The organism is Pseudomonas sp. P108, assembly GCF_032613195.1.
Taxonomy (GTDB): domain Bacteria; phylum Pseudomonadota; class Gammaproteobacteria; order Pseudomonadales; family Pseudomonadaceae; genus Aquipseudomonas.
Genome location: NZ_CP126691.1, coordinates 3,939,809 through 3,965,865, shown reverse-complemented (window position 1 = coordinate 3,965,865; position 26,057 = coordinate 3,939,809). Strand labels below are relative to the sequence as shown.

General features: G+C 63.0%; 4 protein-coding genes (1 of these 4 cut by a window edge). 3 read left to right on the top strand and 1 reads right to left on the bottom strand.

Annotated elements, in window-relative coordinates; genetic code table 11:
• Positions 1–3: 3 nt before the first annotated feature.
• Positions 4–798: a helix-turn-helix transcriptional regulator gene (locus QOM10_RS17275; RefSeq protein ID WP_150750911.1), complete on the bottom strand. Its 795-nt coding sequence runs from the start codon at positions 796–798 to the stop codon at positions 4–6.
• 477 nt (positions 799–1,275) lie between these two features.
• Between QOM10_RS17275 and QOM10_RS17270 the strand changes: the two genes are divergently transcribed.
• The 3 genes from QOM10_RS17270 to QOM10_RS17260 form a co-directional block, all read left to right on the top strand.
• A complete protein-coding gene (locus QOM10_RS17270; protein ID WP_316916611.1) occupies positions 1,276–7,686 on the top strand; it encodes a non-ribosomal peptide synthetase in 6,411 nt (2,136 codons plus the stop codon).
• 257 nt (positions 7,687–7,943) lie between these two features.
• Complete coding sequence (locus tag QOM10_RS17265) at positions 7,944–20,960, top strand: non-ribosomal peptide synthetase (RefSeq protein WP_316916610.1); 13,017 nt, start codon at positions 7,944–7,946, stop codon at positions 20,958–20,960.
• On the top strand, positions 20,957–26,057 hold the 5' portion of the coding sequence (locus QOM10_RS17260; protein ID WP_316916609.1) for a non-ribosomal peptide synthase/polyketide synthase. Its footprint extends 12,746 nt past the window's final position; 5,101 of the gene's 17,847 nt are visible here — the first part of the coding sequence; it begins with the start codon at positions 20,957–20,959; the stop codon falls past the right edge of the window. The genes QOM10_RS17265 and QOM10_RS17260 overlap by 4 nt, the downstream gene beginning before the upstream one ends.

Sequence of the window (26,057 nt, the reverse complement as noted above, 5' to 3'; positions counted from 1 at the left end):
TGCTCAGGCCCCGGCCATCCATTTCGCCAGACCATGGCGGCCACTGACGCCGAGTTTGGCGGTGGCGCGCTTGAGATATGTCTCGATCGAACTGTTTTTCACCCGCAGTTTCTCCGCCATTTGCGGCACAGTGCCGCCGGTCAACAAGCCGAGGCAGACTTCTTTTTCGCGCACCGACAAGGCGATGTCGCTGAGCGCCAATCGCTCATCGAACACCTGTGCCAGCGGCGCCTGATCCAGTTCGGCCAACGGTTGGCGCGGTTGCCGGGCGAGGATTTGCCGACTGATCTGTGCGTGGCGTTCGATCAGTGGCAGCAGGGTGTCGGACAGGCTTTTGAGAAACGACAGCTCCGGCAGGGAAAACACCCGTTGCGTATGCGGTCGGTAAAACGAAATCACGCAACGGCGGTTGGACGTGCGCGAGACCAGATTGCACTGGTGGGCGCTGTGTTGCGGATGCCGAGGCTGCAGCGAGGCGCGTAACTGAATCAGCAGCGAGTCGTTCATCTCGATCATTTTCTGCAACAACGGATGGTCGTCGAGGCTTTCCAGCGGATCGGCCGGTGCACAGGTCTGCGTCAGACCGGCGCTGCCCAACGGTTTGATGTCGACCACGCTGGCCTGACGCTCATCCAGCGTCCACTCACTGAGATCTACCCGGTTGACCGGCACCAGCGTATCGACCAACTGGAACATGTTCGTGGCGAAGTGATCATCGCCGGTACTGGCAATCAGCTCACCGAGTTGCCAGTAGAAGTGTGGGTTTTCCATATTGCGAATACTGCCGCTCAGATTCATATCCTTGTCATCCCTGGTTCAGAACCATCACTGAATCGTCTGCCGATTATGCAAAAGCCACCCACGCCGTCATTTCTCCTTGAACACGATCTGGAGCGGGATTTAAGCCTATGGATTTGTCCTACGTCTGTAGGGGAAATCGGGGACACAAAGTGCCACTATTTCTGATTGTTGGCGCCGGGGTTCTGACGGTGTTGATCACTGGCATATCGGCGAGCGTGACTGTTCAGTCACGCTCAAGCCCCGAAAACCCGGGCGATGGTCAATTCTGATCGGCAGCGCTCGGGCAAATGGCGGCGCTGGTATGTGGTTTTTTTCCTACAAGCTTTTCAGTATTTCCTCTCCGAATTTTTAGATGTTGCCTGCGATAACCACGCCCATGGCGCCTATCAGGGTGGTGGTTGTCCGGGTTTCAGGTGTCATGTCGGCGCGGGGGCCGATGCTTGAATACGGGCAAAATTACATGAGAAGGATCTTATGCAGCCTACTTCTGCCAACGTGGCGGACGATCTGTCCGTGCCTGTCGAGACATTCGCGCTGACTGCCGCTCAACGGGATATCTGGCTGGACCAACTGAGCCGCGGAGATTCGCCGCTGTATAACATTGGCGGTTACGTCGAACTGAGCGGGCCGCTGGATCCGGCATTGCTGCAATCGGCGCTTGAATCTCTGGTTGAAGCCAATGATGCCTTGCGCATTGTTCTGCGAGCGGACGTTGGTCGCGACGGGCTGCCGTTGCAAGGTTTTGCCCAGGCGCTGCCCGTGGCCATGCCGCTGTATGACTGCAGTGGCCACCCCGACCCACAGTCGGCGGCGCGGGCGCTGGTCGAAGCGCAGATGGCGCTGCCCTTTGTATTGAGCGGGCAAGCGTTGTTCCGCTTCTGTCTGATTCGCCTCGATCGCCATCGCCACTGGTTGGCAGCCCAGGCCCATCACTTGATCATCGATGGCTGGGCGTTCGCGCTGCTGTTCAAGTCGGTGGGCGAGATCTACAGCGCGTTGTGCCGTGGCGAGCGCCCGCGCAGGGCGGCACCGTCCTATGTCGGCTTTATCGAAGATGACGCGCGCTACCATCAGTCACTCCGCTATGAACGCAATCGACGCTACTGGCTGGACAAGTACCGTAGCCTTCCCGAGCCCTTGTTGACGTCCCGCCATCACGAATCCCTCGACGCTGAATCGGCGCCAAGCCGCATCCACGTCGAGGCTTTTCCTGCCGTGCTGCACGAGCGCATGAAAGACTGCGCGCGACGATTCGGTGGCTCGGCCTTTCACGTGTTGCTGGCGGCGCTGCATGTGTATTTCAGTCGCACCGCCCAGCGTGACGAGTGGGTGGTCGGCTTGCCGATTCTCAATCGCTCCGGCGCCCGCTTCAAAAGCACTTTGGGCTTGTTCACCCAGGTCAGTGCAATGCGCATGGGCTTCGGTCGAGCGATGCCATTCGCTGAATTGATCAAGGCAATCGGCGATGGTCTGAAGCAGGATTTTCGTCATCAACGCTACCCGCTGAGCGAGATGAACCGCGCGCTCGGCCTATTGCGTGAAGACCGCTCGCAACTGTTCGAGCTGTCGGTGTCCTACGAACAGGACGACCATGATTATCGCTACGGTGAGGCGTCGGGACACTCGGTCAAGGTCTCCAACCAGCACGAGGCGACTCCGCTGGCCATTCACCTGCGCAGCAACCGTTACACCGACAAGGCCTGGTTGCATCTGGTGTACTCGCCGGCCTATTTCACGGCTGACGAGATCGCGTCGTTCACCGAGCGCTTGTTGCTGATACTGGAGCAGGGTCTGGAATGCCCGGAACTCGCGATCGCCGATTTCAACCTCAATAGCCCGGCAGAACTGGCCCTGCTCGATGAGTGGAACAACACCCGCGTCAGTTATCCGCAAGGCCCACTGATTCATCAGCGATTCGTATCCCGAGTGGCCGAACAACCGGACGCCGTGGTCGCGACGTATCAGGGACGAACCCTGAGTTATGCCGAACTGAACCGGCAAGCCAATGCGTTGGCTCATCATCTGCTGGGCCTCGGCGTACGGCCCGATGACCGGGTTGCGATCGTTGCCCGCAGAGGCCTGGAGACGCTGGTCGGGCTGCTGGCGATTCTCAAGGCTGGCGCCGCTTATGTCCCGATCGACCCGGCGCATCCGCCCGAGCGCCTGAGTTATCTGCTCAGCGACAGCGCTCCGGTGGCGTTGCTGACGCAAAGCGATCTGCGTGATCGCTTGCCCGCCACAGCGCTGCCAGTGATCGAGCTTGATCGGCGCGAATGGTCGTTCGATAACATGGCCGATCCCGACGTGCCGGAGCTGAACACGAGCAACCTTGCGTATGTGATTTACACCTCAGGCTCAACCGGGTTGCCCAAAGGCGTCATGGTCGAGCACCGTACGCTGGGCAATCTGGTCGACTGGCACTGCGAGGCATTCGGGCTCAGCTCCGGGCAGCACACTTCGAGCCTCGCCGGCTTCGGTTTTGACGCGATGGCGTGGGAGGTCTGGCCGGCGCTGTGTGCCGGAGCGACGGTGCATTTGTCACCCGCGAGCGAAGGCAGCGAAGACATCGACGCGCTGCTCGACTGGTGGCGTGCCCAGCCGCTGGACGTCAGCTTTCTGCCAACGCCGATTGCCGAATATGCCTTCAGCAAACAACTGGATCACCCGACGTTGCGCACCTTGCTGATCGGCGGTGATCGCCTGCGCCAGTTCAACCGTGCGCAGGGTTTTGCGGTGGTCAACAATTACGGGCCGACCGAGGCCACGGTGGTTGCTACCTCGGGGCTGATCACTCCAGGGCAGGCGTTGCACATCGGCAAACCGGTGAGCAATGCCACGGCTTACCTGCTCGATGATCAGCAGCGCCCGGTGCCGATCGGCATCATCGGTGAGCTGTATGTCGGCGGCGCCGGAGTTGCCCGGGGTTATCTGAATCGCCCGGAGCTGACCGCCGAACGCTTTCTCGACGACCCGTTCAGTGCACAGCCGGATGCGCGTATGTATCGCACCGGCGATCTCGCCCGTTGGCGCGCCGACGGCAATCTTGAGTACATCGGTCGCAACGATGACCAGGTGAAAGTCCGCGGTGTGCGTGTAGAACTGGGCGAAATCGAAGCGGCACTCGCCAGCCATGCTGCGGTGCAGGAAGCCGTGGTGCTGGTGCGTGACGGCCAACTGTTGGCGTGGTTTACCGAGCGCGAAACGCTGGACATCCTGCACTTGCACGCGCACCTGACATCGCGTTTGCCAGCCGCGATGCTGCCGGCCGCCTACATCCGCCTGGCGACGCTGCCGCTGACCGCCAACGGCAAGCTCGATCGCCAGGCCTTGCCGGCGCCGGGGCCGGAAGCGTTGATCCGTCGTCAGTACGAGGCGCCGCGAGGTGACGTCGAAATCGCTTTGGCGCAGATCTGGGCCGAGGTCTTGCAAGTCGAACGGGTAGGGCGTCACGACCACTTCTTTGAGCTGGGCGGGCACTCGTTGCTGGCTGTGGGCTTGATCGAACGCATGCGCCAGATCGGCATGAGCAGCGATGTTCGCGTGCTGTTCAGCCAGCCGACACTGTCCGCATTGGCTGCAGCGGAGGGCAGCGGCCGCGAGGTCGAGGTGCCGGCCAACCGCATTCCTGCCGACTGCACGCACATCACGCCTGAGCTGCTGCCGCTGGTGCAACTGGATCAGCCGATGATCGAGCGTATCGTCGCCACCGTGCCGGGCGGTGCCGCCAATGTGCAGGACATCTATCCGTTGGCGCCGTTGCAGGAAGGCATTCTCTATCACCACATCACCGCCGCGCAGGGCGATCCGTATCTGCTGCAATCACTGCTGGCGTTCGACAGTCTTGAACGGGTCGAGGCCTTCGCCGCTGCGCTGCGTCAGGTCATGGCGCGGCACGACATCCTGCGCACGGCGGTGGTCTGGGAAGGGCAGACGTCACCGGTTCAAGTGGTGTGGCGCGAGGCAATTCTGCCGGTGCAGGAGGTCGAACTGGATCCTGCCCACGGCGAGATCATCGATCAATTGCACCAGCGTTTCGACGCACGGCGCTATCGCCTCGACGTCAGTCAGGCACCGCTGCTGCGCCTGATGTATGCCCGTGATCCTGCGCATAACCGGGTGGTCGGCATCTTGTTGTTCCATCATTTGGCGATGGATCACATTGCGCTGGAGGCCATGCGCGAAGAAATCCACGCCTGCCTGTCCGGGAGCGGCGAACCGCTGGCGGCACCGGTGCCATACCGCAACTATGTGGCGCAGACGCGATTGGGTGTCAGTGAACAGGAGCATGAGGCGTTTTTCCGCCAGATGCTCGCTGACATCGATGAGCCGACCTTGCCGTTCGCTTTGCAGAATGTGCAGGGCGACGGCAGCAACATCGAAGAAGCCGAGCAAACCCTGGCCAGCGGTCTCTATCAGCGCTTGCAGCAGCAGGCGCGTCTGGCCGGCGTGAGTGTCGCCAGCCTGATCCACCTCGCCTGGGCGCAAGTGTTGGCGGCGACATCCGGCCAGCCAAGCGTGGTGTTCGGCACGGTGTTGATGGGGCGCATGCAGGGCGGCGCGGGGGCCGACCGGGCGCTGGGGGTGTTCATCAACACCTTGCCGCTGCGGGTCGATGTCGGCGAAGGCGCACGCGCGGCGGTGAAGTCCACGCATGCCCGCCTGACAGCGTTGCTCGCCCATGAGCACGCCTCTTTGGCGCTGGCTCAGCGTTGCAGTGGTGTCGCTGCGCCAGCGCCGCTGTTCAGCGCCTTGCTCAACTATCGGCACAGCGATGACGTCGAGCAAAAAACCTCCCGGCAAACCTGGCAGGGCATCGAGACTCTGGCCAACGAGGAACGCACCAATTACCCGTTTACCCTGAGCGTCGATGACCTCGGCACAGGCTTGCGTCTGACCACCCGAACCTTGTCGACCATCGGCGCGCAACGGATTTGCAGTTATGTGCAGTCGGCGCTGAACGGTTTGGTCGAAGCGCTGGAGACCGAACCCCAGCGGCCGCTGAATAGCCTGCCGTTGTTACCACCGGAAGAACTGCAACGGTTGCTGATCGAGTTCAACGCCACCGCCGTCGACTGCCCGATGGACCAGCCACTTCAGGCGCTGTTTGAACAACAGGTGCAGCGCAAGCCGGATGCCATCGCCGTGCAATTCGCCGAACAGCGCCTGACCTATCGCGAGCTGAACGAGCAGGCCAACCGCCTGGCCCATCATCTGCGTGGGCTCGGCGTACAACCGGATTCTCGGGTTGCGATCTGCGTCGAGCGCGGGCCTGAACTGGTGATCGGTCTGCTTGGCATTCTCAAGGCGGGCGGTGCTTATGTGCCGCTCGATCCCGATTATCCGGCGCAACGCCTCAACTACATGTTGCAGGACAGCGCACCGGTTGCACTGCTGGTGCATGCCGCAACGCGTGATCTGCTCGGCGACCCCGGCCTGCCGCTGCTCGATCTCGACCTCGGCACCTGGCAGGACCAGCCACACGACAATCCGCAGGTGCCGGATCTCGGCGCGACGAATCTGGCCTACATGATCTACACCTCCGGCTCCACCGGTACGCCGAAGGGCGTGATGATCGAGCACCGCAGCGCCTGCAACATGGTGCACTGGGGTTCGCAGTTGTCGCCGCCGACTGAACACGGGGCGCTGCTGCAAAAGGCCCCGTACAGTTTCGACAGTTCGGTGTGGGAGATCTTCTGGCCGCTGTGCTCGGGCATGCGTCTGGTGCTGGCGCGGGCCGATGGCAATCGCGATTCGGCTTATGTCACGCAAGTGATCCGCGAACAGAACATCACTGTGGTGAAGTTCGTGCCGGCGTTGTTGCAGCAGTTCATCGAACAGGACGACGTCAGCCAGTGCACCAGCCTCACCGACGTGCTTAACGGTGGCGGCGAGTTGACCGTCGCGCTGGCCCGGCAAGTGCGCGAACGTCTGCCGTGGGTGCGCCTGCACAACGTCTACGGGCCGACCGAAACCACGGTCGACAGCAGCGGCTGGACGCTGGAGCCCGGCGAGCCGGTGCCGCCGACACTGGTGCCGATCGGCAAGGCGCTGAGCAACACGCGCCTGTATGTGCTCGATGCCTGCGATCAGCCGGTGCCGTTTGGCGTGAGCGGGCATTTGCACATTGGTGGAGTGGGCGTGGCGCGCGGCTATCTGGGCCTGCCGCAATTGCAGGCCGAACGCTTTATCGACAGTCCGTTCGTGGCCGGTGATCGCTTGTATCGCACCGGTGATCTGGTGCGGTATGGCGCTGACGGCAATCTCGAGTTTCTCGGTCGCAATGACTTTCAGGTCAAGCTGCGCGGGGTGCGTCTTGAGCTGGGCGAGATTGAGGCGCGCTTGCTTGAACACCCGGCCCTCCGTGAAGCGGTGGTGCTGGTGCGCGATGAGCGGCTGGTGGCTTATTACACCCTGCGTACCGAGCTGACTGCGCCGACGCTTGAAGCATTGCGCGCGCATGTGTTGGCGCAGTTACCGGAGTTCATGGTGCCCGGTGCCTATGTGATGCTGGCGGCGCTGCCCCTGACTCCCAACGACAAAATCGACCGCAAGGCGTTGCCGGAGGCGGGGGCGGAGGCGTTGCTCAGTCGTCCTTACGAGGCACCCGAAGGTGACGTGGAAACAGCCTTGGCGCAGATCTGGGCGCAGGTGCTCAACGTCGAGCAGGTGGGGCGGCACGACAACTTCTTCGAGCTGGGCGGGCATTCGCTGTTGGCGGTGAGTCTGGTCGCGCGCATGCGTCTGGCTGGGCTGCATGTTGATGCGCGCACGCTGTTCAGCCAGCCGACGCTGGCCGCGCTGGCGGCGCAGACCTCGCGGCAGGCCAAACAGGTCGAAATCGCCCAGACCACCATCCCGAATCTCAACCGCAAGCGCCGTCTCTGACTACCGGACACAAAACCTGTGGGAGCGAGCCTGCTCGCGAAAGCGGTGTATCAGTCGCCATCAACATTGACTGAACCAGCGTATTCGCGAGCAGGCTCGCTCCCACAGGGGGCTTGCGGTGCTCACGCCGGCGGCTTGTCCCCGCTTCCCATGTCAGACACCCACGCCCCGATGTTTTAGTTTTTCCAGGCTGCGCGCCGCGTGCACGGACTCGCTGCTGCGCGCTCCTTTTTTCCGTATTTACAGCAGGTTACCTCATGCATTTCAGCGAACTGATGGCTGTTATTTCCACCCATGCGATCCGCCTTCAACAGGAAGATGAAGACCTGGTCATTCTGGGCAGCGACGACGCGCTGGATGACGCGTTGTGGGACAGCCTCGCGGCGCACAAGGCGCAACTGCTGGAACTGGTCGCCCAACATGGCGGCGACTGGCTGAGCCCTGCGTTTCGCATCACTCCGGACATGCTGCCGCTGGTGAAGCTGAATCAGGACACCCTTGACCGCATCGTCGCCACGGTGCCGGGCGGCGCCGCCAACGTGCAGGACATCTATCCGCTGTCTGCGTTGCAGGAGGGCATGCTCTATCACCACCTCTCGGCCGCTGCCGGTGACCCTTACATCTCGCAGGCGCGCTTCGTGTTCGACAGCCAGGAACGCCTGGACGCCTTTGCTGAGGCGCTGCGCTGGGTGGTCAAGCGCCACGATATTTTGCGCACCTCATTTGTCTGGGAGTACCTCGACGAGGCGGTGCAAGTGGTCTGGCGCGAGGCGCCGCTGGTGTGTCAGGCAATTACCGTCGACAGCGACCGAGACGTGCTCACGCAACTGCTCGAACGCCACGACCCGCAGCACTTCCGCCTCGACATGCAGCAAGCGCCACTGCTGCGCATGGTCTATGCGCAGGATCCCGCTCAGGGCCGCGTCGTTGCGCTGTTGCTGTTTCATCACATGATCATGGATCACGTGGCGCTGGATGTGCTGCGCCGGGAAGTTCAGGCCTGCCTGCTCGGGCAGACTGCGCAAGTGCCAGCGGCGGTGCCGTATCGCGATCACTTGGCCAAGGCACGCGGTGCCGGCAATGAGCAGGCGCAGGAAGCATTTTTCCGCGAAATGCTCGCCGACATTGACGAGCCGACACTGCCGTGTGGTTTGCAGGATGTGCAGGGTGACGGCCACGCCATCGAGGAGTCTTCGTTGATGCTCGACAGCCGCTTGAGCCAGAATTTGCGCGAGCAGGCGCGGCAGCTCGGCGTGAGCGTCGCGAGCCTGACGCATCTGGCGCTGGCGCGGGTACTGGGGCAATTGTCCGGGCGCACGGCGGTGGTGTTTGGCACCGTACTGCTGGGGCGCATGGACGCGGGCGAGGGCGGTGAACAGGCGTTAGGGATGTTCATCAACACCTTGCCGCTGCGCGTTGATGTCGGCGCGCAAAGTGTGCGTGCCGGCGTGCTGGCAACCCACCGGCGCCTGACCGCGCTGCTGGCGCACGAGCAATCCTCGCTGGCCTTGGCCCAACGTTGCAGCGCAGTGGCCGTGCCGACGCCCCTGTTCAGCGCGATTCTCAACTACCGGCACAGCAGCGTCGAAGAAGTCGCGGACGTGGTCGACATTGCCCCCGGTGTGCAGGTGCTCGGCGCGCGTGAGCGCACCAACTACCCGCTGACGATCAACATCGATGACCTCGGCGCAGACTTGCGCATCACCGCGCTGGCGGATGTAGCGCTCGGCGCCGAGCGCATGGCCGCGTACCTGAACACGGCGCTGGAAAGTCTGGCGGCGTCCCTGCAATCCACCGCTGATGTGGCGCTGCAAGAGCTGACAATCCTTCCCGCCAGCGAACGCGAACACCTGCTGCACGGCAGCAATTTGCCGCTGGCGCAGTTCCCTGTAACCACGCTGATCCACCAGCAATTCGAAGCCCATGCGCAGGCCCGACCTGACGCCACGGCGTTGATCTTTGAAGGGCAGACGCTCAGCTACGGCGAACTCAATCGTCGCGCCAATCAGGTCGCCCATCATTTACTGGCGCTGAACATCCGCCCCGATGACCGTGTCGCCATCTGCGTTGAGCGCGGCCCGCAAATGATCATCGGCCTGCTCGGTGTACTCAAGGCCGGCGCCGGTTACGTGCCGATCGATCCGGCCTATCCGTTGGACAGAATCAGTTTCACCTTGCAGGACAGCGCCCCGGCGGCGGTGCTGATGCAGGCGGCGACCCGCGATCGTGTGGCCGCTCTCGAGGTGCCGCAGATCGACCTCGACAGCGCTCACCTCAAGGCCGAACTCGAGAGCAATCCGCAGATTCCCGAGCTGACTCCGGCGCATCTGGCGTACGTGATCTACACCTCGGGCTCCACCGGTCTGCCCAAAGGCGTGATGGTCGAGCACCGCAACGTGGCGCGGCTGTTTTCTGCCACCCATGACTGGTTCCAGTTCAACCAGCAAGACATCGGGGTGCTGTTTCATTCCTTCGCGTTCGACTTCTCGGTCTGGGAAATCTGGGCCGCGCTGGCGTTCGGCGGGCAACTGCTGTTGATCCCGCAAGCCGTCAGCCGCTCGCCGGACGACTGCTATGCGCTGCTGTGCGAAACCGGCGTCACCGTGCTCAACCAGACGCCGAGCGCATTCCGCCAACTGATCTCCGCCCAGGGCCGCAGCCAATTACAGCACTCCCTGCGGGAAGTGATTTTCGGTGGTGAGTCGCTGGAGCCGGGGCTGCTCAAGCCGTGGTATGCGCGGGTCGGCAATGCCGGAACACGGTTGGTCAATATGTACGGCATCACCGAAACCACCGTGCACGTGACCTATCGACCGCTGCAAGCCGCCGACGCGCAGTTGCTTGGCGTCAGCCCGATTGGCGTGCGCATTCCCGACCTGCAACTGTATGTCCTCGATGCGCAGCGCGAACCGGTTCCGGTCGGCGTGATTGGCGAGTTGTACGTCGGCGGGGCCGGGGTGGCGCGCGGTTATCTGAATCGCGAAGCACTGACGGCCGAGCGTTTTATCAATGATCCGTTTGGCGAAAACGCCGGTGCGCGCTTGTATAAAACCGGCGACCTTGCGCGTTGGGCGGCGGACGGCAGCCTCGAATACCTGGGGCGTAACGACGATCAAGTGAAGATTCGCGGTTTCCGCATCGAACTGGGCGAGATCGAGGCGCGCCTGTCTACTTGCGAAGGCGTGCGCGAAGCTGTGGTGATCGCTCGCGAAGACAGCCCCGGCGATCAGCGTCTGGTCGCGTACTGGCTGGCCGACGAAGGTGCGGCGCCGGATGTGGCGCAATTGCGTGATCATCTGTTGGCGGTGTTGGCTGACTACATGGTGCCGAGCGCCTTCGTGCGTCTGGACGCTTTGCCGCTGACCACCAATGGCAAGCTCGACCGCAAAGCCTTGCCGGCACCGGACAGCGATGCATTCGCCCGGCGTGGTTTCGAAGCGCCGGTTGGTGCCGTGGAAAACCTGATTGCCGGACTCTGGCAGACGTTACTCGGTGTCGAGCAGGTCGGTCGCCATGACAACTTCTTCGAACTCGGTGGTCATTCGCTGTTGGCAGTGAAGCTGATCGAACGCATGCGCCAACAGGATCTGCACTGTGACGTGCGCGTACTGTTCGGTCAGCCGAGCGTGGCAGCGCTGGCGGCGACCCTGAGCAGCGAACGCGTCATCGTCGTTCCCGACAACCTGATCGAACCGGGTTGTACGCGCATTACTCCGGCGATGCTGCCGCTGGCCAATCTCGATCAAGCAGCGATCGACCGTGTCGTTGCAACTGTGTCGGGTGGCATCGCCAATGTGCAGGACATCTATGCTCTGGCGCCGTTGCAGGCGGGGATTCTCTATCACCATCTGGCGACCGGCGCCGGTGATCCCTATGTGTTGCAGGCGCAATTTGCCTTCGACGGTCTGGCGCAGATCAAAACCTTCGTCCGCGCCTTGAACGGCGTGATCGCGCGCCATGACATTCTGCGCACCGGCATCGTTTGGGAGGGGCTCGAAGAAGCCGTACAGGTGGTCTGTCGTGAAGCAGCACTGGCGCTGGAACGCGTCGATGCCGATGAACTCGACGGCGATGTACTGGAACAGATGCAGGCGCGTTTCGATCCGCGCCACTACCGTCTGGACCTCAATCGCGCGCCGCTGATGCGCTTTGTCTACACCGAAGATCAGCCGCACAACCGCTGGATCGGCATTCTCCTGCTGCACCATATCGTCCTCGATCACACCGCGCTGGAAGTGCTGGTCGCGGAAATGAACGACGTCATGCTCGGCCGCAGCAGCGACCTGCCGCCGCCGGTGCAGTACCGTAATTTCGTCGCGCAGGCGCGGCTCGGTGCCGATGATCAGGCTCATGAAGTCTTCTTCCGCGAGATGCTTGCTGACATTGACGAACCCACCGTGGCCTTCGGTTTGCAGGACGTGCATGGCGACGGCAGCGCGATCCTCGACAGTCATTCCGAGCTGGACGCCAGCCTTGGCCAGCGTCTGCGTGAGCAGGCACGGCGGCTGGGTGTCAGCGTCGCGAGTCTGGTGCATCAGGCCTGGGCTCAGGTCTTGGCGCAGGTTTCCGGCCAGCAAGACGTGGTGTTCGGCACCGTGTTACTGGGGCGCATGCAGGGCGGAGAGGGCGCTGATCGGGCGTTGGGCATGTTCATCAACACCTTGCCGTTGCGCGTCAGCGTCGGGGTGGATTCGGTAGAGAGCGGCGTGCGTGCCACCCATGCGCGTCTGGCGCAGTTGCTCGGCCATGAGCAAGCCTCGCTGGCGCTGGCCCAGCGTTGCAGTGGTGTCGCTGGTTCGCAAACGCTGTTCAGCACTTTGCTCAACTACCGCCACAGTGCGCCGCAATCGGCGGCTGTCATGTGGGACGGCGTGCAGATTCTCAGCTCGCGCGAGCGCAGCAATTATCCGCTGGTGGTCAGTGTCGACGACCTTGGCGAAGGTTTCCGCTTGAGCGTGCAAGCGGTGCCGCAGGTGGATGGCGCACGGGTCTGCGACTACTTGCAAACCGCCTTGCACAGTCTGGTCACGGCGCTGGAGTACACACCGCAGGCGCCGTTGCAGCAACTGACGATCGTGTCGCCGGGCGAGCGGCAACGGGTGCTGGTCGGTTTCAACATCAGCGGTCGTGAATATCCTCCCGCACAGACTGTGCCGCGCCTTTTCGAAGCACAAGTGGCGGCGCATCCCGAGGCGCTGGCGGTGGTGCAGGGCGAGCAACAGCTCAGCTACCGCGAACTGAATCAGCGCGCCAATCGTCTCGCCCATCACTTGATTGGCCTCGGCGTTCAAGTCGACGACCGTGTCGCGCTGTGCCTGCGTCGCGGGCCGGACATGCTCGTCGCACTGCTGGCGATTCTCAAGGCCGGCGCGGGTTACGTGCCGATCGATGCGGATTATCCGCCAGAACGGATTGCCTACCTGTTGCAGGACAGCGACCCGATCGCGGTGCTGGCGCAGGCCTCGACGCGCGACCTGCTTGGCGCTGTACCCGTGATCGATCTGGGCGCCAACGACTGGCGGCACTTGCCTGACACCAACCCGGCACTGTCGAGGTTGACCCCGGCGAATCTGGCCTACGTGATTTACACCTCGGGTTCTACCGGGCAGCCGAAAGGCGTGATGGTCGAGCACCGCACTCTGGAAAACCTCGTGCACTGGCACGCCGAAGCCTTTGATCTGCACGCCGGCAGCCACACCGCCAGCGTCGCCGGTTGCGGTTTCGATGCCATGGCCTGGGAAGTCTGGCCGGCGTTGTGCGTCGGCGCGACCGTGCATCTGCCACCGTCCGCGATCGGCAATGAACACCTCGACGAACTGCTCGAGTGGTGGCGCGCGCAGCCGTTGCAGGTGAGCTTTCTGCCGACCCCGGTGGCCGAATATGCCTTCAGTCGTGAATTGGGCCATCCGACCCTGCGCACATTGCTGATCGGTGGCGATAAATTGCGCCAGTTCCCACGAGATCAGACGTTCGATGTGATCAACAACTACGGCCCGACCGAAGCCACGGTGGTGGCGACGTCCGGGCGCATCGAGCCCGGGCGGGTTTTGCACATCGGCCGGCCGATCGCCAATGCGCGGATTTATCTGCTGGACCGCCAGCAGCAGCCAGTGCCGACCGGTGTGCAAGGCGAGTTGTATGTCGGCGGCGCCGGGGTTGCACGGGGTTATCTGAATCGTCCGGAACTGACCGCTGCGCAGTTCCTCGACGACCCGTTCAGTGACGAGCCGCACGCACGCATGTACCGCACCGGTGACCTCGCGCGCTGGCTGGACGACGGCAATATCGAATACCTGGGGCGCAACGACGATCAGGTGAAACTGCGCGGTGTGCGTATTGAACTCGGCGAAATCGAAGCCGCGTTGAGCGCTCATGACGCGGTCCGCGAATGCGTGGTACTGGTACGCGACGGGCGTCTGGTTGCGTGGTTCACTGACATCGAGCAGGTCGAGATCGGCGACTTGCACCGCCATCTGCAAGCGCGACTGCCGGACACTTTGGTGCCGGCTGCCTATGTGCGACTGGACAGCCTGCCGCTCACGGCTCACGGCAAACTCGACCGCAAGGCCTTGCCCGAACCGGATCAGGACGCGTGGCTCAGCCGTGAATATGAAGCGCCACAAGGCCCGGTCGAGATCGCGTTGGCACAGATCTGGGCCGACGTGCTGAACATCGAACAGATCGGCCGTCACGACAACTTCTTCGAACTCGGCGGCCATTCGCTGTTGGCGGTGAGCCTGATCGAACGCATGCGTCAGGCCGGTCTGAACGCCGATGTACGGGTGCTGTTCAACCAGCCGAGTCTGGCCGCGCTGGCGCGTGCCTTGGGCAGTGGCCGGGAAATCGCAGTGCCGGCCAATCTGATTGCGGCCGATTGCACGCACATCACCCCGGATATGCTGACCCTGACCACGCTGGATCAGGCCAGCATTGATCGTATTGTTGCGACGGTGCCGGGCGGTGCTGCGAATGTGCAGGATATCTATCCGCTGGCGCCGTTGCAGGAAGGCATTCTTTATCACCACCTCAGTGCTGAGCAGGGCGATCCGTATCTGCTGCAATCGCGTCTGGCCTTCGACAGTCTCGAGCGTTTACAAACCTTCGCCACGCATTTGCAGCAGGTCATCGCGCGTCACGACATTCTGCGCACCAGCGTGGTCTGGGAAGGCTTGCCCAATCCGCAGCAGGTAGTCTGGCGCGAGGCACAGATGGTCGTGCAACAGGTGCCTCTGGAGGGCCGTGACGGCGACATCCTCGAGCAGTTGCAGGCGCGTTTCAATGCGCGGCATTTCCGCCTCGACTTGAATCAGGCACCGCTGATCCGCATGGTCTACGCCGAGGATCCGGCGCAACAGCAAGTCGTCGCCATTGTGCTGTTCCATCACTCGATTCTCGACCACACCGCCATGGACGTGATCGGTCGGGAAATGCACGCATTGATGTTCGATCAGCTCGACACGCTGACGCCGCCGATGCCTTACCGCAATTACGTGGCGCAGGCCCGCTTGGGCGCCGATGAGCAGGCGCACGAAGCGTTCTTCCGCGAGATGCTTGGCGATATCGACGAGCCGACCTTGCCCTTCGGTTTGCAGGATGTGCAGGGCGACGGACGTGGCATCGAAGAAGCGCTGCAACCGGTCGATGCCGGACTCAATCTGCGTTTGCGGGAACAGGCCAGGCAGTTGGGCGTCAGCCCGGCGAGCCTGATGCACATGGCCTGGGCGCAGGTGCTGGGCGTGGTCTCCGGGCGCCGCGACGTGGTCTTCGGCACCGTGTTGATGGGGCGCATGCAGGGCGGTGAGGGCGCCGACCGGACACTCGGGGTGTTCATCAACACCTTGCCGCTGCGGGTTGATCTCGCTGAAGGCGTGCGCGCCGGGGTGAAAACTACTCATGCGCGGCTGACAGCGCTTTTGGGGCATGAGCACGCATCGCTGGCGCTGGCTCAACGATGCACTGGCATGGCCGGTTCCGCGCCGCTGTTCAGCGCCTTGCTCAACTACCGGCACAGCGCCGCCGCACAACAGCCGCGCGACGGCCAGGGTATCTGGCAGGGCGTGCGCATGCTCGGCGGCGAGGAGCGCAGCAATTATCCGCTGACCCTGTCGGTGGATGATCTGGGCGAAGGGTTTGCCCTCGACGTGCTGGCGCTCGCCGAGATTGGTGCACAGCGGATCTGCAGTTACATGCACACCGCACTGGAACATCTGGTGACCGCACTGGAAGAAGCACCGCAACGCCCGCTCAACCGTTTGCCGGTGCTTTCGGTGGCGGAATACGAGCACTTGCTGGTCGGCTTCAACCAGCACTCAGCAGCCTACCCGCGTGGCACGACGATTCAGCGGATGGTCGAGGCTCAGGCCGAGCAGCAGCCGGAGGCACTGGCCGTGCTGCAGGGCGATCAGCATCTGACCTACGCTCAGCTCAATCAGCGCGCCAATCGCCTGGCCCATCACTTGCTCGGGCTCGGCGTGCAGCCCGATGACCGTATCGCCGTGTGTCTGCGCCGTGGCCCGGACATGCTCGTCGCGTTGCTGGCGATCCTCAAGGCCGGCGCCGGTTATGTGCCGGTCGATCCGGCGTATCCGGCGGAACGCATCGCCTATCTGTTGCAGGACAGCGCGCCGATGGCGGTGCTGGCGCAGGCTGCGACGGCCGATTTGCTCGGCGCCGTGCCGCTGATTGATCTGGACAATCCCACTTGGCAGCAGTTGTCCGAGAGCAATCCGCAACTGCCGGCGCTGACCCCGGCGCATCTTGCCTATGTGATCTACACCTCCGGCTCCACCGGCCAGCCGAAAGGTGTAATGGTCGAACACGCGACGCTGGAGAACCTTGTGCACTGGCACTGCGAGGCCTTCGACTTGCGCGCCGGCAGCCACACATCGAGCGTCGCCGGATTCGGTTTTGATGCGATGGCGTGGGAGGTCTGGCCGGCACTGTGTGTCGGCGCGACCCTGCATCTGCCACCGCAAACGGTGAGCAACGAGCACCTCGACGAGTTGCTGGAATGGTGGCGTGCGCAGCCGTTGCAGGTGAGTTTCCTGCCGACGCCGGTGGCCGAATATGCGTTCAGTCGCGACCTAGGCCACCCGACCTTGCGCACGCTGCTGATCGGTGGCGACAAGCTGCGCCAGTTCCCCCGCGAGCAGACCTTCGCGGTGATCAATAACTACGGCCCGACTGAAGCCACGGTGGTTGCGACTTCTGGCGCGGTCGAGGCCGGGCAGGTGCTGCACATCGGTCGGCCGATGGCCAACGCGAAGATTTACCTGCTCGACGATCAGCAGCGCCCGGTACCAATCGGCGTCGCTGGCGAGTTGTATGTCGGCGGCGCGGGTGTGGCGCGCGGTTATCTGCATCGCCCTGAGCTGACTGCCGAACGCTTTCTCGACGACCCGTTCAGCGACGAACCGCAGGCGCGCATGTACCGTACCGGCGACCTCGCGCGCTGGCTGGCTGACGGCAACGTCGAATACCTGGGACGTAACGATGATCAGGTCAAACTGCGCGGTGTGCGCATCGAGCTGGGGGAAATCGAAGCGGCGTTGAGTCGTCACGCGGCCGTGCAGGATTGCGTGGTGCTGGTGCGCGACGGCCAGTTGCTGGCGTGGTTTACCGAACGTTTGAACGTCGAGATCGAGGATTTGCGCAGTCATCTGCAAGCGCAGTTGCCGCAGGCCCTGGTGCCCGCCGCTTACGTGCGCCTGCAATCCCTGCCGCTGACCGCCAACGGCAAACTTGATCGCAAGGCGTTGCCGGAGCCGGATCAAACGGCGTGGCTGAGCCGCGAATATGCCGCACCGCAAGGTTCGGTGGAAATCGGCCTGGCGCAGATCTGGTCGGACGTCTTGAACGTTGAACAGGTCGGCCGTCACGACAACTTCTTCGAACTGGGCGGGCATTCATTGCTGGCGGTGACGCTGATCGAACGCATGCGTCAGGTTGATCTGAGCACCGATGTGCGCGTGCTGTTCAGCCAACCGACATTGGCCGCGCTGGCGGCCGCGGTGGGCAGTGGTCGCGAGGTTGCAGTGCCGGAGAATCTGATTGCGGCCGACTGCACGCACATCACCCCGGACATGCTGCCACTGGTGCAACTGGATCAGGCCAGCATCGAACGCATCGTCGCCACGGTGCCGGGTGGCGCGGCCAACGTGCAGGATATTTATCCGCTGGCGCCGTTGCAGGAAGGGATTCTGTATCACCACCTCAGCGCCGTGAAAGGCGATCCGTACCTGCTGCAATCGTGTCTGGCGTTCGACAGTATTGAACGTTTTCAAGGGTTCGCTGCGGCGCTGCGTCAAGTCATGGCGCGCCACGACATCCTGCGCACTTCGATTGTCTGGCAAGGACTGGCGGCGCCGGTGCAAGTGGTCTGGCGGCGTGCCGAGCTGCCGGTACAAGCCGTGGCGCTGGAGCCTGCGCAGGGTCAAGCCATCGATCAGTTGCGTGCGCGCTTCGATGCGCGGCACTGGCGTCTGGACCTGGATCAGGCACCGCTGCTGCGTTTGGTGTATGCCCTCGATCCGGACAATCAGCGTGTCGTCGCCATGCTGTTGTTCCACCACATCGCCATGGACCACACCGCACTGGCGGTGGTCAGCGCAGAAATGCAGGCGATTTTGCGCGGCGATGAACGATTGCCGGTAGACGCTGTGCCGTACCGCAATTATGTCGCGCAGACCCGCCTTGGCGTCAGCGAACAAGAGCACGAAGTGTTCTTCCGCGAAATGCTCGGCGACATCGACGAACCGACGCTGCCGTTCGGCTTGCAGGACGTGCACGGCGACGGCAATGACATCGAGGAAGTCAGTCAAGCACTGCCCGCCGTGGTGGCGCAGCGTCTGCGCAGTCAGGCACGGTTGCTCGGCGTCAGCGTCGCCAGCCTGTTCCATCTCGCTTGGGCGCGGGTGCTGGCGGCAACGTCCGCTCAGGAGCGGGTGGTGTTCGGCACGGTGCTGCTTGGCCGCATGCAGGGCGGCGCGGGCGCGGATCGCGGGCTGGGCATGTTCATCAACACCTTGCCATTGCGCGTGGATCTCGACGAAACCGAGGTGCGCGCCGGGGTCAAGGCGACCCATGCGCGGCTCAGTGCGCTGTTGGCCCACGAACATGCTTCGCTGGCGCTGGCCCAGCGTTGCAGCGGTGTCGCGGCGCCGTCGCCACTGTTCAGCGCGATGCTCAATTACCGGCACAGCGACAATGAAACCCGACAAGAGGCCAAGCGTGAATCCTGGCAGGGCATCGAATCCCTTGCCGGCGAGGAGCGCACCAATTACCCGTTGACCCTCAACGTCGACGATCTGGGCAGCGGTTTTGAACTGACAGTGATGACGCCGTCGCGCATCGGCGCAGCACGCATCGGTCAGTACATGCACAACGCGCTGACCGCGCTGGTTGAAGCCTTGGAGCACACCCCACAGCAAGCGTTGAATCGCCTGACGGTGTTGTCGGACGAAGAGCGGCAGGCGTTGCTGCTCGGCCTCAACGACACCGACGTCGATTACGATTTGCAGCAGACGTTGCACGGTTTGTTCGAAGCGCAGGTGCAGCGTACGCCACAGACTGTGGCCGTCGTTGCCGGCGATCAGGCATTGAGCTACACGCAGTTGAACGAGCGCGCCAACCGCTTGGCCGGGCATTTGATCAGCCTTGGCGTGCAAGTCGATTCGCGGGTGGCGATCTGCGTCGAACGCAGTCTGGAAATGGTCATCGGCCTGCTGGCGATCAACAAGGCCGGCGCCGCTTATGTGCCGCTGGACCCGGCCTATCCGCCGGAGCGCCTGACCTACATGCTCGAGGACAGCGCGCCGGCCGTGGTGCTGGTGCACGGTGCTACCAGCGGGTTGCTGGGGGATGTCAAAGCGGCAGTGGTCGATCTTGACCAGAACACCTGGCAATCCCTGTCCACCGACAATCTGCAAATCCCGGCGCTGACACCCCAGCACAGCGCGTACGTGATCTACACCTCCGGCTCGACCGGTCAGCCAAAGGGCGTGGTCAACGAACACACCGGTGTGGTCAACCGCTTGCTGTGGATGCAGGACGCCTATCAGCTGACGGCGGCCGATTCGGTGTTGCAGAAAACCCCGTTCAGTTTCGACGTGTCGGTGTGGGAATTCTTCTGGCCGCTGATGACCGGTGCGCGACTGGTCATGGCGCGGCCCGACGGGCATAAGGACCCGCAATACCTCACTGAAGTGATCGAAACCGAAAACATCACCACGCTGCACTTTGTGCCGTCGATGCTCGACGTATTCCTCGCTAACAGTGACACCACACGCTGCGACGGCCTGCGGCAGGTGATGTGCAGCGGTGAGGCGTTGCCGGGCAGTCTGGTGCGACGTTTCAAACTGCAATTGCCGGGCAGCGGTTTGCATAACCTGTATGGTCCGACCGAAGCGGCCGTCGACGTCACCGCTTGGGATTGCGCAGGCTCCATCGAGCAGACCCCGGACAACACGCCGATCGGCAAACCGATCGCCAACACCCGCCTGTACATCCTCGATGCGCAACAGCAGCCGGTGCCGCAAGGCGTGATTGGCGAGTTGTACATCGCTGGTGTGCAGGTGGCGCGTGGTTATCTGAACCGGCCTGAGCTGAGTGCCGAGCGCTTCCTCAACGATCCGTTCCAGCCCAACGGGCGCATGTACCGCACCGGCGACGTCGCGCGGTATCGGCCGGACGGCAATATCGAGTACCTGGGGCGTAACGATGATCAGGTGAAGATCCGCGGTCTGCGTATTGAACTGGGTGAAATTCAGGCACGCCTGGCCCGGATCGACGGTGTGCAGGAAGCCGTGGTGGTGGCCCGTGAAGACGTGCCGGGCGACAAACGTCTGGTCGCCTATTACACCGGCGAACGCCTGGAAATCGACCTGCTGCGCAGTCATTTGCTCGAGCACTTACCGGACTACATGGTGCCCGCCGTGTTCGTGCATCTCGAGGGTTTGCCGCTGAGTCCCAACGGCAAGCTCGACCGCAAGGCCCTGCCGGCGCCGGATCAGCAATCGTTGAAAACCCGCGAATACGAAGCCCCGGTCGGCGACGTCGAAATCACCCTCGCACGGCTCTGGGCCGAACTGCTCAACGTCGAACGGGTAGGGCGTCACGATCACTTCTTTGAACTGGGTGGTCACTCGCTGCTGGCGGTCAGTCTGATCGGCCGGTTGCGTCAGGAAGGCATGGAGGCCGATGTCAGGGCGTTGTTCGAACAACCGACCCTGGCCGGCTACGCCGCAATTACGGAAAGAATGGAGATCGTCCTGTGAACGTGATCGAACTGTTGGCCACATTGAAGGCTAAAGACATCCAACTGGCGGTCACCGATGATCAGCTGCGGGTGAACGGCAACAAGCAGGCCTTGAGCGATCCGGCGTTGCTGGCGCTGTTGCGCGAACACAAACCGGCACTGATCGAACTGATCAAGGCCGGGCAATACTCGGCCACCAAGGCCGGTCAGGTCGAGGTTCCGGCCAACGGCATTCTTCCCGGCACCCCGCACATCACGCCCGCGATGGTGACCTTGGCTGAAGTCGATCAGCCGACCCTGGATCGCCTGCTCGCCGATGTCCCGGGCGGTGCCGCCAACGTGCAGGATATCTACCCACTGGCGCCGTTGCAGGAGGGGATTCTCTATCACCACGCGAGCAACGAGCAGGGCGATCCCTACGTCATGCAATCGTACTTCGCGTTCAGCAGCCATGAGCGTCTGCAGGACTTCGCTCAAGCTTTGCAAAAAGTCATCGATCGCCACGACATCCTGCGCACGGCGGTGCATTGGGAGGGGCTGGACGTGCCGCTGCAAGTGGTCTGGCGTCAGGCACAGTTGCCGATCGAAGAGGTCGTGCTGGCAGACGGCGCAAGCGCTGCGCTGCAGCAACTGCATGAGAGTTTCGATGCGCGGCATTTCCGTCTGGACGTCCGGTGCGCGCCGATGATGCGTCTGGCCTACGCGTGGGACGAGGACGGTCAGCGCGTGGTCGCGACGTTGTTGTTCCATCACATGGCGCTGGACCACTCGGCACTCGATGTGGTGCGTCATGAACTGCTCGCCTGCCTCACCGGCCAGGATCAAGCGCTCGGGCGCCCGGTGCCGTTTCGCAATTACGTGGCGCAAGCGCGGCTGGGCATCAGCGAAGCCGAGCACGAGGTTTTTTTCCGCGAGATGCTCGCTGACATTGCCGAGCCGACGCTGCCCTACGGTTTGCAGGATGTGCAGGGTGACGGCCTCGGCATCGCCGAACTGAGCCTGCCGATCAACCCGTTGCTCGGCCAGCGTCTGCGCGCGCAGGCGCGGCAGCTCGGCGTGAGTGCCGCGAGCCTGTTTCATCTGGGCTGGGCGCAGGTACTGGCGGTGCTCACTGGCAAGCAAAACGTGGTGTTTGGTACGGTGCTGATGGGGCGCATGCAGGGCGCCGAAGCCACCGAACGGGCGCTGGGGATTTTCATTAATACCTTGCCGTTGCGGGTCGATGTCGATGCGCAAGGCGTGCGTGCGGCGGTGGAGGCGACCCACAAACGCCTGACCACGCTGATGCGCCACGAACACGCGCCGCTGGCCCTGGCACAGCGTTGCAGTGGTGTGGTCGCGCCGACGCCGTTGTTCAGTGCCTTGCTCAATTACCGTCACAGCCACACGGCGGCGACGGCCAGTGCCGAGGTGCTGGCCGCCTGGGAAGGCATCAGCACGATCAGCTCCGAAGAACGCACCAACTATCCGCTGACCCTGAGCGTTGATGATTTCGGCGATGCGTTCAGCCTGACCTTGCTGGCTACCACCGAGGTCGATCCACAGCGTATCTGCGATTACCTGCACTGCGCCCTGGAAAGTCTGGTGCTGGCACTGGAGCAGGCGCCCGATACCGCAATCAACCAGTTGCCGATTCTGCCGGCGGCCGAGCGCGAGCAGGTGCTGTTGGCGTTCAATGTCACTCAGGCCGACTACCCGGCAACGTTGACCATTGCCCAACGTTTCGAGGCGCAAGTGGCGCAGCGACCAGAAGCGCTGGCAGCACAGTGCCTGGGTGAGCAATTGAGTTATGCCGAACTCAACCGGCATGCCAACGCCTTGGCCCATCACCTGATCGCGCTTGGGGTGAAGCCTGATGATCGCGTCGCCATCGTCGCCCGCCGTGGCCTCGATACGCTGGTCGGGCTGGTCGCCATTCTCAAGGCCGGCGCCGGTTATGTGCCGGTCGACCCGGCGCACCCGGCCGAGCGTCTGCACTACTTGCTCAGCGACAGCGCCCCCGTCGCCGTGCTCACCCAGAATAATCTGCGGGACCGCTTGCCGGCGCTGCAGGTGCCGGTGATCGATCTCGACCCGCTGACCTGGCCGCTGAGCGAGACCCTTGATCCGCAGGTGCCGGGCCTGACCGCCGCACATCTTGCCTACGTGATCTACACCTCCGGTTCCACCGGTCTGCCCAAAGGCGTGATGGTCGAACACCGCACTTTGTCGAATCTGGTCGACTGGCATTGCTCAGCGTTTGATCTGTGCGCCGGGCGCCACACTTCAAGCCTTGCCGGGTTCGGTTTCGACGCCATGGCCTGGGAAGTCTGGCCGGCGTTGTGTGCCGGCGCGACCTTGCACCTGGCACCGACTCACGAAGGCACCGAGGATATCGATGCGCTGCTCGACTGGTGGCGCGCGCAGCCATTGGACGTCAGTTTTCTGCCGACGCCCGTCGCCGAATACGCCTTCAGCCAGAACCTCGAACACCCGACGTTGCGTACGCTGCTGATCGGTGGCGACCGCTTGCGCCAGTTCAGCCGCAATCAGCAATTCGATGTGATCAACAACTACGGCCCGACCGAAGCCACCGTGGTCGCCACTTCTGGACGCATCGAGGCAGGCGATGCCTTGCACATCGGCAAACCGGTGACCAACGCCACGGTGTACCTGCTGGATGAACAGCAGCGGCCGGTGCCGATTGGCGTCATGGGCGAGTTGTACGTTGGCGGTGTCGGGGTCGCTCGCGGCTATTTGAATCGCGCCGACTTGAGCGCCGAGCGCTTCCTCCATGACCCGTTCAGCGCCTTGCCGAATGCGCGCATGTATCGCACCGGCGACCTCGCACGCTGGCGCGCCGACGGCACGATCGAGTACCTGGGGCGTAACGATGATCAGGTGAAAATCCGTGGCGTGCGCATCGAACTCGGCGAAATTGAAACCCGCCTCAACCAGTTGCCCGGCATTCAGGAAGCGGTGCTGCTGGCGCGCGAAGATGAACCCGGTCAGCCACGCCTGGTGGCGTATTTCACCGAGCAGAGCCAGGTCGAACCGCTGGCCGTAGCCGAGTTGCGCGCGCACCTGTTGACTCAGTTGCCGGAGTACATGGTGCCGGTGGCCTTCGTCAGACTCGACGCGTTGCCGTTGACCGCTAATGGCAAGGTCGACCGCAAAGCCTTGCCGAAACCCGAGCGTGCGGCGTTGTTCAGCCGCGAATACGAGGCCCCGCACAACGAACTGGAAAGCGCCTTGGCGCAGATCTGGGCGCAGGTGCTGCAGGTCGAGCGAGTAGGGCGTCAGGATCATTTCTTCGAACTCGGCGGCCATTCGCTGTTGGCCATGCGCATGGTGTCCCAGGTTCGCCAGCGCCTCGGCGTGGAGCTGGCGCTGGGCGATCTGTTTGCCAGCGCCGAGCTGGCCGCGGTTGCCGAGGCGGTGGCGCAGGCCGGGCGCAGCACGCAACCGGAGATTGTCGCGGTGGCCCGTGACGGCGCCTTGCCGCTGTCGTTCGCCCAGCAACGCTTGTGGTTTCTCGCGCAAATGGAAGGCGCCAATACTGCGTACAACATTCCCGTGGCCCTGCGTTTGCGTGGCCGCCTCGACGACGCTGCGCTACAGCGTGCACTGGCGCGGATCGTTGCTCGCCATGAAACCCTGCGCAGCCGTTTCGCCCAGTTCAATGATCAGGCACAGGTGCTGATCGCTCCGGTCGACAGCGGCCTGTTGCTGCGCGTCGAGGACCTGCGCCAACACCCGCAACCGGACCAGGCCTTGCAGGCGCTGATTCAGGGCGAAGCCTCGGGGCCGTTCGATTTGCAGGACGATGCGCTGATTCGCGGACGGCTGGTGCGTCTGGCCGACGATCATCACGTGCTGTTGCTGACGATGCATCACATTATTTCTGATGGTTGGTCGATGGGCGTTTTGACCCGCGAACTGATGGCGCTGTATCAGGCGTTCAGCCAGGGTCAACCGGATCCACTGCCGCCGCTGACGCTGCAATACACCGATTACGCGGTGTGGCAGCGGCGCTGGCTCAGCGGTGAGGTGTTGCAGCGCCAGAGTGAATACTGGCAACAGACCTTGGCGGGCGTTCCGGCACTGTTGACGCTGCCGACTGACCGCGTGCGGCCGGCACAGCAGGATTACGCCGGCAACACCGTCGATGTGGTGCTCGACGAACGCCTGAGCGCCGGACTCAAGGCCTTGGCCCAGCGTCACGGCGTTACCATGTACATGCTCATGCTCAGTGCCTGGGCGAGTCTGTTGAGTCGTTTGTCCGGGCAATCGGAAGTGGTCATCGGTTCGCCGGTGGCCAACCGTACCCGCGCCGAGATCGAAGGCTTGATCGGCATGTTCGTCAACACGCTGGCCTTGCGTATCGATACCTCGGGCGCTTTGAGCACCGAGGCGCTGCTGGCGCGGGTCAAGGCGCGCACGTTGGATGCGCAAGCGCATCAGGATCTGCCGTTCGAGCAAGTGGTGGAAATCACCCGGCCGCTGCGCAGCATGGCACACAGCCCGTTGTTTCAAGCGATGTTCAGTTGGGACAGCGGCCACGGCGCCAGCCTGAGTCTGGGCGAGCTGACACTGGAAAGCGTCGCCGAGCCGAGCCACTTCGCCAAATTCGATTTATCGCTGACGCTGGCGGAGTCGCCGGACGGGATTCGCGGTGTGCTGGAGTACGCCATCGCCTTGTTCGATGAGTCGACCATCGAGCGTTACGTCGGTTACTTCCAGCGACTGTTGCAGGCGATGGTCAGCAATGATCAAGCGGTGCTGGAGCAGGTGGCGTTGTTAGCGGATGACGAGCGTCAGCATCTGCTGTTCGATCTGAACGCAACCGCCGTCGCCCACGATCTCGAGCAGACCGTTCATGGTTGCTTCGAGGCGCAGGTATTGCGCACACCTGACGCTGATGCCGTGGTGGCCGGTGAATTGCGTTTGAGTTACGCCGAGTTGAACCGTCGTGCCAACCAACTCGCCCATCACCTGCGCCAGTGCGGCGTGGGCAGCGATGCGCGGGTGGCGATCTGCGTCGAGCGTGGGCCGGAGTTGTTGGTCGGTCTGCTGGCGATTCTCAAAGCCGGCGGTGCTTATGTGCCGCTGGACCCGGGTTATCCCGCCGAGCGTC

Bases quoted from the DNA above. Each gene is read 5' to 3' on its own strand.
- QOM10_RS17275 (WP_150750911.1), bottom strand. From the start codon at position 798: ATGAATCTGAGCGGCAGTATTCGCAATATGGAAAACCCACACTTCTAC.
- QOM10_RS17270 (WP_316916611.1), top strand. From the start codon at position 1,276: ATGCAGCCTACTTCTGCCAACGTGGCGGACGATCTGTCCGTGCCTGTC.
- QOM10_RS17265 (WP_316916610.1), top strand. From the start codon at position 7,944: ATGCATTTCAGCGAACTGATGGCTGTTATTTCCACCCATGCGATCCGC.